Origin of the sequence: Streptomyces phaeochromogenes, from assembly GCF_001418655.1 — a bacterium.
Classification (GTDB): Bacteria; Actinomycetota; Actinomycetes; order Streptomycetales; family Streptomycetaceae; genus Streptomyces; species Streptomyces phaeochromogenes.
Window position 1 is genome coordinate 1 of the sequence record NZ_LIQZ01000360.1, and the last position, 7,985, is coordinate 7,985.

The window sequence follows — 7,985 nt, forward strand, 5'->3', positions numbered from 1 at the left end:
GTCGTTCTCGGCCGAGTGCGCGGTTCCCCGCGCCCCTGATGGGGCGTCTTCCTGCGGGGTGTCTTCCTGTGGGGTACCGCCTGCCGTTTCCACCACGTCCTGGAGGAGGGTGTTGAGGCGGGTCATCGCTCGGTAGGGGGCTCCGGTGAGGATGCTGCCGGTGTCCGGGGTGCGGAAGGTGGCGAGGGCCGCGGGTGGGGCGGAGACGGGCTCGCCGTGGCGGATGGCGTGGGCGGCGGCGTCGAGGAGGGAAGCGGCGGAGGCGAGGAGTTCGCGGACCCGGTCGCGGGCGGGGCCCTCGGCCGGTACGCCCATCGCGGGGTCGGCGAGGGAGGCGAGGACCGGGCGGATGCGTTCGGCGATGCCTCGCGCGCCGTGGAGTTCGGCGGGGCGGCGGCGGGCCTGGCGCGGGGTGACGGCCGCCGCGTTGCGCGCCTCCATCAGGGGCTGCGGGTCGAAGGACGCGACCGGGTCGTGGCGCAGCCGGCGCGCGTAGTCGGCCTCGGCGGCCAGGGCGTCGGCGAGCGCGTCGCGTTGGGCGCCCCAGCGTCGTACGGGGAAGAGGACGATCAGCGCCGCCTGCACCAGGCCGCCCACGATCATCATCGCGGCGTGGCCCGCGGCCTGGGCGACGGAGGTCGGCAGGGTGACCGTCACCAGCATGATCGCCACGTTCGAGGAGGCGATCAGGCCGATGGTCGGGCCCGCCGCCCAGCTCATCCCGGCGGCGAAGGTCCACACCACCAGCAGCGCGAGGAAGAGCGGCTCCTTGGAGATGGTGAGGTAGCCGAGGAACGTGGACACGGCGAGGCTCGTACCGGAGGCGATGGCCAGTTCGGGGCGGGGGCGCCAGCTGCGCTGGAACGTCGCGATGGCCGCCTGGAACGCGCCGAACGCCGAACTCGCCGCGGCTGCGGGGCCGAAGAGCCACAGGCTCAGCGCGATCACGATCGCGAGTCCCGCGGCTCCGCGCACCGCGATGAGCGGTTCGAGCCGCTTCCTCTCCACGGCGATGCCGGAGCGAGCAGTGTCCTTCAGCGCCCGTCGCCAGCTCACCGCGCCAGCGTACGCCGCGCGATGACCGATACCGATGACCGATACCGATGACGGTCACGGTGACCGATACCGATACCGATGACGGATGATCTACGGGCACCGCCACGCACCGGAAGTCCCCGCAAGCCGGACCCAGAAGCAGGTCCCGGAAGTCAGAGGTAAGCCATGCGCGCCCGACCGATAGCCGTCTCCGCACTCACCGCCCTCGTGGCGACCCTCGCCCTGACCGCCTGCGACGACGAGGGCAGCGGTGACAAGGGGAACAAGAAGGCCGACAGCTCGGCGTCCCCCGCCGGTTCCACCGCGTGCAAGGCGGACCAGGTCGGACAGGAGGTCGCCGCGAGCGAGGCCCCGGCCGCCGGCGACACCGGGAGCGTCTCGGTCACCCTCACCAACCGCTCCGGCGACGACTGCACCCTGGAGGGCTTCCCCCGCGTCGACCTGACCGCGGGCGGCACCACCTGGTCCCTCGCCCCGGAGGAGTCCGCGAAGCCGGAGAAGCTGACCCTCAAGCCGGACGAGACCACCGCCTTCACGATCACGTACGTACGAGGGCCCGCGGGCGACGCGGCCAAGGGTGCCGCCGTGAAGACCGTGAAGTTCGGCCTGCCCGGTGCGGGCGCCGATCTGTCCTTCCCCTGGAAGTACGGCGAGGTCGCGCTGCGGAGCGAGAGCGAGCCGGACGCCTCGGTGGGCCCGCTCCAGCGCGCCGGAGACTGAGCCACCGCCCCACGATTGCCGGGGTCACCGCAGTGGCGGCCGTGCCCTCACCTGGGCGCGGTCCGCCGCGGCGGCTCCTTCCTCCCAGCCGGCCGCGTCGTTCACCCCGCGCAGCCTGGTCGTAACGGTCGCCGGGAACATCCGCTCCGCCTCGTCCGCGACCGCCACGTCCCGGGCAGCCAGAACGGGCAGCAACTCCCCCTCGCCGGCCGTCACTTGCCCCTCCGCCGCCTCCGCCAGCCGGTCGCCGATGCGATGGGCGTACGCGGCGAGGAACGACTGCCGGAAGGACTTCGTACGCTTCCTGCCGCCCGCCCGCTGTGCCGCCTCCGCCTTCGTCATCGCGGCGGTGGCCTGCACGAGGAGTGAGGTGTAGAGGAGTTCGACGGCCTCCAGGTCGGGTTCGAAGCCGACGACGGTCGAGAAGCCGAGGGCCTCGTTCCAGACCGCCCGGCAGCGGTTGGCCTTGGACACCGCATCGAGGAGGACCGCCTTGGCCGTCTCGTAGGGCGGGTCGACGCCGATGCGGCAGGCGCCGGGCGCGTCCTTGGCGTGCGTACGGGCCGCCAGCAGCGCCTCGTCGATGCTGTGCCGCGCCATCAGCTCCTGCGCCTTGGCGCTCAGCGCCTCCGCCTCCTCCGGGAACCCGGTCGCCTCGGCCTTGGCGAGCAGCGCGCGGATACGGGTGAGCATGCGGGAGCCCTTCGGGGCACCGGCCGCCACCTTGGGCGCGTCCACGTCCAGCGGCTCGATGGAGGGCAGGCGGAGCAGCAGCCGGTACAGGCCCAGTACGGCGGTGGCGTACGAGAAGCGGTCGGTGCGGGGGGACGCCTTCCTCCCGGAGGCCCCGGAAGTCCCGGAGGTCCCAGCGGCCTCGGCGGCCTCGGCGGTCAGCTCTTCGAGCTGTGCCGTCCAGCGCGGGCCGCGGGCCTGCTCGTTCCGCTCGTTCCGGCGGCTCTCGTCGAGGATCAGCGCCGACACCAGGCGTACGTGTGTGTCGTCCAGCTCGCGGCGCACGATCCGTACGACATCGGCGGGCTGCCAGCCGCGCCGCCAGGCTCCCTCGATGAACTCCTCGCCCCGGCGGGCCAGTTCGGCGTCGGACGCGGGATCGGAGGCGAGGAGCGAGGCACCGGTGTCGAGGGCCGCGTCGGAATCGGCGTAGAGGGCGGCCTCGAAGGCGCGCTCCACGGTGCTGGGCGTACTGCTCATTCCTCGATCGTGTCACGCGTCGGGGTGGGGCCTGCCCTGCCCCCGGACGCCTCCGAACAGGCGACGACCGGGTGTCAACTCGGGGTTGACACCCCTCCACTGTCAACCTAAGGTTGACACATGACCACGAATCCACGTGCCACCACCTCCGTACGCCTCGACGATCTGATCGAGGCCATCAAGAAGGTTCACGAAGACGCTCTCGACCAGCTCCAGGACGCGGTGATCGCGGCGGACCACCTCGGCGACGTGGCCGACCATCTGATCGGTCACTTCGTGGACCAGGCCCGGCGTTCGGGCGCGTCCTGGACGGACATCGGCAAGAGCATGGGCGTCACCCGGCAGGCGGCCCAGAAGCGGTTCGTGCCGAAGGCGGAGTCGGACCTCGACCCCAGCCAGGGCTTCAGCCGCTACACGCCACGGGCCCGGAACGTGGTGATCGTCTCCCAGAACGAGGCCAAGTCCGCGGGCAACGACCTGATCCGCACCGAGCACCTGGTCCTCGGCCTGATCACCGAGGCGGAGGGCCTCGGGGCGAAGGCCATCACCGCGCAGGGCGTCACCCTGGACGCCGTGCGCGAGGCCGCGACCGCCGCCCTGCCCCCGAGCGCCGCGGACGTACCCGCGCTCATCCCCTTCGACAGCAACGCCAAGAAGGCCCTCGAACTCACCTTCCGCGAGGCCCTCCGGCTCGGCCACAACTACATCGGCACGGAGCACATCCTGCTGGCGCTGCTCGAGCAGGAGGCCGACTCGGGCACGGGCCTCCTCGGCGGACTCGGCGTCGACAAGGCGGCGGCCGAGGCGAACGTCGCGGAGGCGCTGGAGAAGGTGCGGGAGTCCCTCCAGGAGGACTGACCGGCCGAATGACCGGCCGAATGGCCGGGCGACGACCGGGCAGCGCTTGCGCCCGGCGCCGGACACGGCCCTGAACTCGCAGTTCAGGGCCGTTGTCAGACCCTCCTGCGAGACTCGCAGTCATGACCGAACGGTGGGCTCTCGCGCCGGCCGAGGACGGTGGCGCCGAGCTCGCCCCCCTCGGCCCCGACGGGCTGCCCGCCGGACCGGTCCTGAGAGAGCCGGACCTCGCCGAGTCCGTACGGTCCCGGCCGGACGTCACGCGGTGGGTGTGGCGGGCGACGGCCGAGGTCTATCCGCGGCTGCGCGAAGCGGGCGTCCGCGTGGAGCGGTGTTACGACATGGAGGCCGCCGAGACCCTCCTCCTCGGCCACGAGGGACGGCTCGGCGAACCCCGCTCGGCGGCAGCCGCCCTGGCGAGGCTGCGGCGCGGTCCCGTCCCGCCCGATCCCCCGCAGCGCTCCGCCGAGCCCGGTTCGCAGTCCTCCCTCTTCGAGCCCCGCCCCGTCCACGTACCGCTGGAACAGCTCATCGAGGTGTACGGGGACCAGCAGCGAAGACACGACGCGGCCGAGCACCCCGGGCGGATGCGGCTGCTGACGGCCGCCGAGTCGGCGGGCATGCTCGTGGCGACCGAGATGAACGCGTCCGGGATGCCGTGGAGCGCGGACGTGCACCGGGACGTGCTGCACGAACTGCTCGGCGAGCGGTACACGGGCGGGGGCGAGCCGCGCCGCCTCGCCGAGCTGACGGACGAGGTGTCGGCCGCGTTCGGAAGACGGGTGCGGCCCGATCTGCCCGCGGACGTCATCAAGGCCTTCGCGCAGGCCGGGATCAAGATCAAGTCCACTCGGCGCTGGGAGATCGAGACGATCGACCACCCTGCCGTGAAGCCGCTCGTCGAGTACAAGAAGCTGTACCGCATCTGGGTCGCCCACGGCTGGTCGTGGCTCCAGGACTGGGTGCGGGACGGGCGGTTCAGACCGGAGTACCTGCCGGGCGGGACGGTCACCGGGCGCTGGGTGACCAACGGCGGGGGCGCGCTGCAGATCCCCAAGGTCATCCGTCGCGCCGCGGTCGCCGATCCCGGCTGGCGGCTCGTCGTCGCGGACGCCGACCAGATGGAGCCGCGGGTGCTGGCCGCGATCTCCCGCGACCCCGGCCTGATGGAGGTCGCGGGGCGGGAGACCGACCTCTACCAGTCCGTGTCCGACCGCGCCTTCTCCGGCGACCGCGCCCAGGCCAAGCTCGCCGTGCTCGGCGCGGTCTACGGCCAGACCTCCGGCGACGGCCTCAAGAACCTCGCACTGCTGCGCCGCCGCTTCCCCAGGGCGGTGGCGTACGTGGACGACGCGGCGCGGGCCGGCGAGGAGGGGCGGCTCGTGCGGACCTGGCTGGGGCGGACGTGCCCTCCGGCGGCGGGGTCGGACTCCTCGGGGGAGGAGGCCGGGATTCCGGAGAGCGAGCAGGTCGGCGTCGTACCGGGCGAGGGCGGCGAGCCCGGGGACACCCAGGACTGGGTGCCGGGGTACGCCTCCACCAACTCCCGTGCCCGGGGCCGCTTCGCGCGCAACTTCGTCGTGCAGGGCAGCGCCGCAGACTGGACCCTCCTCGTGCTCGCCGCACTCCGTCGCACCTGCCGGGACATGGCTGCCGAGCTGGTCTTCTTCCAGCACGACGAGGTGATGGTGCACTGTCCGGCGGCGGAGGCCGACACGGTGGTCGAGGCCATCCGCGAGGCGGCGGAGCTGGCGGGACGGCTGACGTTCGGGGAGACGCCGGTGCGGTTTCCGTTCACGACGGCGGTGGTCGAGTGCTACGCGGACGCGAAGTGAGCGGGGGCTTGAGCGGGAGGGCTTGGGCGGGGGGTTTGAGCCGGGGCGTCAGCCCGAGAGAGAACGGGATGCGAGCGGGGAGCGCTCCCCGCTCGTTCGTAGTGAGGGCCGCTCAACTCCCCTGCGCGGAGGGCCCGTTGAGCCGGACCAGCAGCAGCTCCCGTAGTTCGTCGGTCACCGTGCTGTCGGTGCCGTCCAGGTCGTCGAGGGCCAGTTCCCACTGCTCGTACGCCTCGTCGGCGCGGCCCGCCGACCGGTGCAGGAGGCCCTGCTGGTGCCGGGCGAGACCGGCGGTGTAGCGGTCGGCGCGCAGTTCGGCGCGGGCCAGCAGAAGGGCGCACTCGCGGGCGGCTCGCTCGGTGCGGTCGAGGCCGCGCAGCGCACGGACGAGACCGAGGCGGGTCTGGGAGCCGCTCTGCCAGTCGACCCCGTCCGAGACGCTCAGGGCACGGTCGAAGTGCTCCAGGGCACGGGCCGGTTCGCCGAGCGTTAGGTGGGCGTACCCGATGTTGCAGTGACCGGACTCACGGACCCGGGAGTCGCCCATGGTCTCGCCGAGCGCGAGGCTCCGCTCGTGCCACTCGATGGCGGCGCGCGGGTCGGAGTGCTCGTAGAGGTTGCCGAGGTTGCTGTACGCGACGGCCTCGCCGTCCAGGTCGCCCAGCTCCCGTGCCAGCTCCAGGCTTTCCCGCAGGGCGAGTTCGCACTCGACGTACCGGCCCAGGCTCTCCAGCAGCAGCCCGCGGTTGTTCAGGCAGCGCTGGATGCGCGGGACGACACCGAGGCCGCGCCAGCGCGAGAGGGCCTGGTCGGTCAGGACGAGCGCCTTGCCCGCCTGTCCCTGCATGAAGTGGAGGCCCGCCAGGTCGGAGAGCGCGATCGCCTCGGCGGCGTCGTCCCCGAGCCGCCGCGCCACCGTCAGCGCCCGCCGCCCCAGCACCGCCAGTTCGCGCAGCCGGCCGCGGCGCTGCAGATACGGGAAGAGGGCACGTACGAGGACGGGGACCAGCGGAGACTCGGCGGCGCGGCCCTCGACGAGCGCGACGACGTTCGCCACCTCGCGGTCCCCCCAGGCGACGGCCTCGGCGGCCGACGCGAACGGCACGGCCTCACCGCCTGTGGCGCCCGCACGCTCCGGTTCGCCCGCCGAGGCCGTCGCGCCGAGCCGGTTGTCGCGGTCGACGCCGGAGGGGATCAAGGCCGGTACGCACCGGCGGGCGGAGGCGATGTACCAGTGGAGGGCGATGTCGGTGGGGTCGGAGTTGGTGGGGCCGGGGTCCTCCGCCACCTGCTCCCTGGCGACCTCGCGGGCGAAGTCGCGTATGAGGTCGTGCGGGGTATAGCGGCCGTACGCCGTCTCGTCGAGGAGGGCGACGTCGACGAGGCGGTCGAGGGCGGCCTCGGTGCGGCGTTCACCGGTGCCCAGGAGGCGGGCGAGAAGCGGGACCCCGTACGTCGGCAGGTCGAGCGCGCCGATCCTGCGCAGGGCGAGGGCGGCGTCCCGGTCGGCCTCGCGGTCCGAGGCCCGCAGGGCGTCGAGGGCCACCGCGAGCGAGCGGCGCACGCTGAGGTCGTCGTATTCGAGGTGGTTCAACCGTCCGTCACTGGCAGCCAGTTGACCGGCGAGCGCTTCCGGTGTGAGGACCTGGCGGGCGGCGAGCCGGGCCGCGACGATCCGCAGTGCGAGCGGCAGCCGTCCGGTGAGGCCGACGAGAGGGTGCGTACCGTCGAGGCCGTCCCGTCCGGAGACGGCCCGCAGCAGTTCGGCGCTCTCCTCGTCTGAGAGGGGTGCGAGCGGGAAGCGGGTCACGCCGTCCAGGGCGGTGAGGGGCGAGCGGCTGGTGACGATCACCGCGCAGCCTGGACCGGCGGGCAGCAGGGGGCGGACCTGGGCGGCGTTCACGGCGTCGTCCAGTACGAGCAGGGTGCGGGTGGGCGCCAGCAGTGAGCGGAGCAACGCGCTTGCCGCGTCCGGGTGTTCGGGGACCCCCCGCGGTTCCACGCCCAGGTCGCGGAGCAGCGCGGCGAGGGCCTGTCCGACGGTGAGCGGCGGCACGCCGGGCGTGGCCCCGTGCAGCCGTACGTACAGCTGGCCGTCCGGGAACTCGGCCCGCAGCCCGTGCGCCACCTGCACGCCCAGCGCGCTCTTCCCGACACCCGCCATGCCACTGACCACGGCCACGCGGGGGTGCCCGACCCCGGCCACGGCCGACACGAGGGTGGCGCGCAGGCTGCCGATGGTCTCGGCGCGACCCGTGAAACAGAGGGGAGCGGGAGGGAGTTGAGCGGGGCGGGGAACGGGGA

General features: G+C 73.3%; 6 protein-coding genes. 3 read left to right on the forward strand and 3 right to left on the reverse strand.

Annotation, left to right across the window (positions count from 1 at the left end):
• The coding region (locus tag AOK17_RS37895; RefSeq protein ID WP_245697625.1) for a YccS/YhfK family membrane protein at positions 1-1,056 on the reverse strand (1,056 nt) is incomplete at its 3' end.
• A gap of 165 nt (positions 1,057-1,221) precedes the next feature.
• Here AOK17_RS37895 and AOK17_RS37900 point away from each other — a divergent pair.
• A complete protein-coding gene (locus tag AOK17_RS37900) occupies positions 1,222-1,776 on the forward strand; it encodes a DUF4232 domain-containing protein (RefSeq protein WP_055617153.1) in 555 nt (184 codons plus the stop codon).
• 24 nt (positions 1,777-1,800) lie between these two features.
• On the opposite strand, the gene AOK17_RS37905 is transcribed toward AOK17_RS37900, so the two are convergent.
• Positions 1,801-2,988: a DUF2786 domain-containing protein gene (locus tag AOK17_RS37905; protein ID WP_055617154.1), complete on the reverse strand. Its 1,188-nt coding sequence runs from the start codon at positions 2,986-2,988 to the stop codon at positions 1,801-1,803.
• Positions 2,989-3,108: 120 nt separating this feature from the next.
• Between AOK17_RS37905 and AOK17_RS37910 the strand changes: the two genes are divergently transcribed.
• Entirely contained in the window at positions 3,109-3,846 is a 738-nt protein-coding gene (locus AOK17_RS37910; protein ID WP_055617155.1) for a Clp protease N-terminal domain-containing protein, read from the forward strand.
• A 122-nt stretch (positions 3,847-3,968) separates the two neighbouring features.
• Positions 3,969-5,681, forward strand: coding sequence for a bifunctional 3'-5' exonuclease/DNA polymerase (locus AOK17_RS37915; RefSeq protein WP_055617156.1), 1,713 nt, complete (start codon positions 3,969-3,971; stop codon positions 5,679-5,681).
• Positions 5,682-5,793: 112 nt separating this feature from the next.
• Here AOK17_RS37915 and AOK17_RS37920 read toward each other — a convergent pair.
• Positions 5,794-7,985 (reverse strand): tetratricopeptide repeat protein (locus AOK17_RS37920; RefSeq protein ID WP_079053506.1); only part of this gene is annotated, 2,192 nt, incomplete at its 5' end.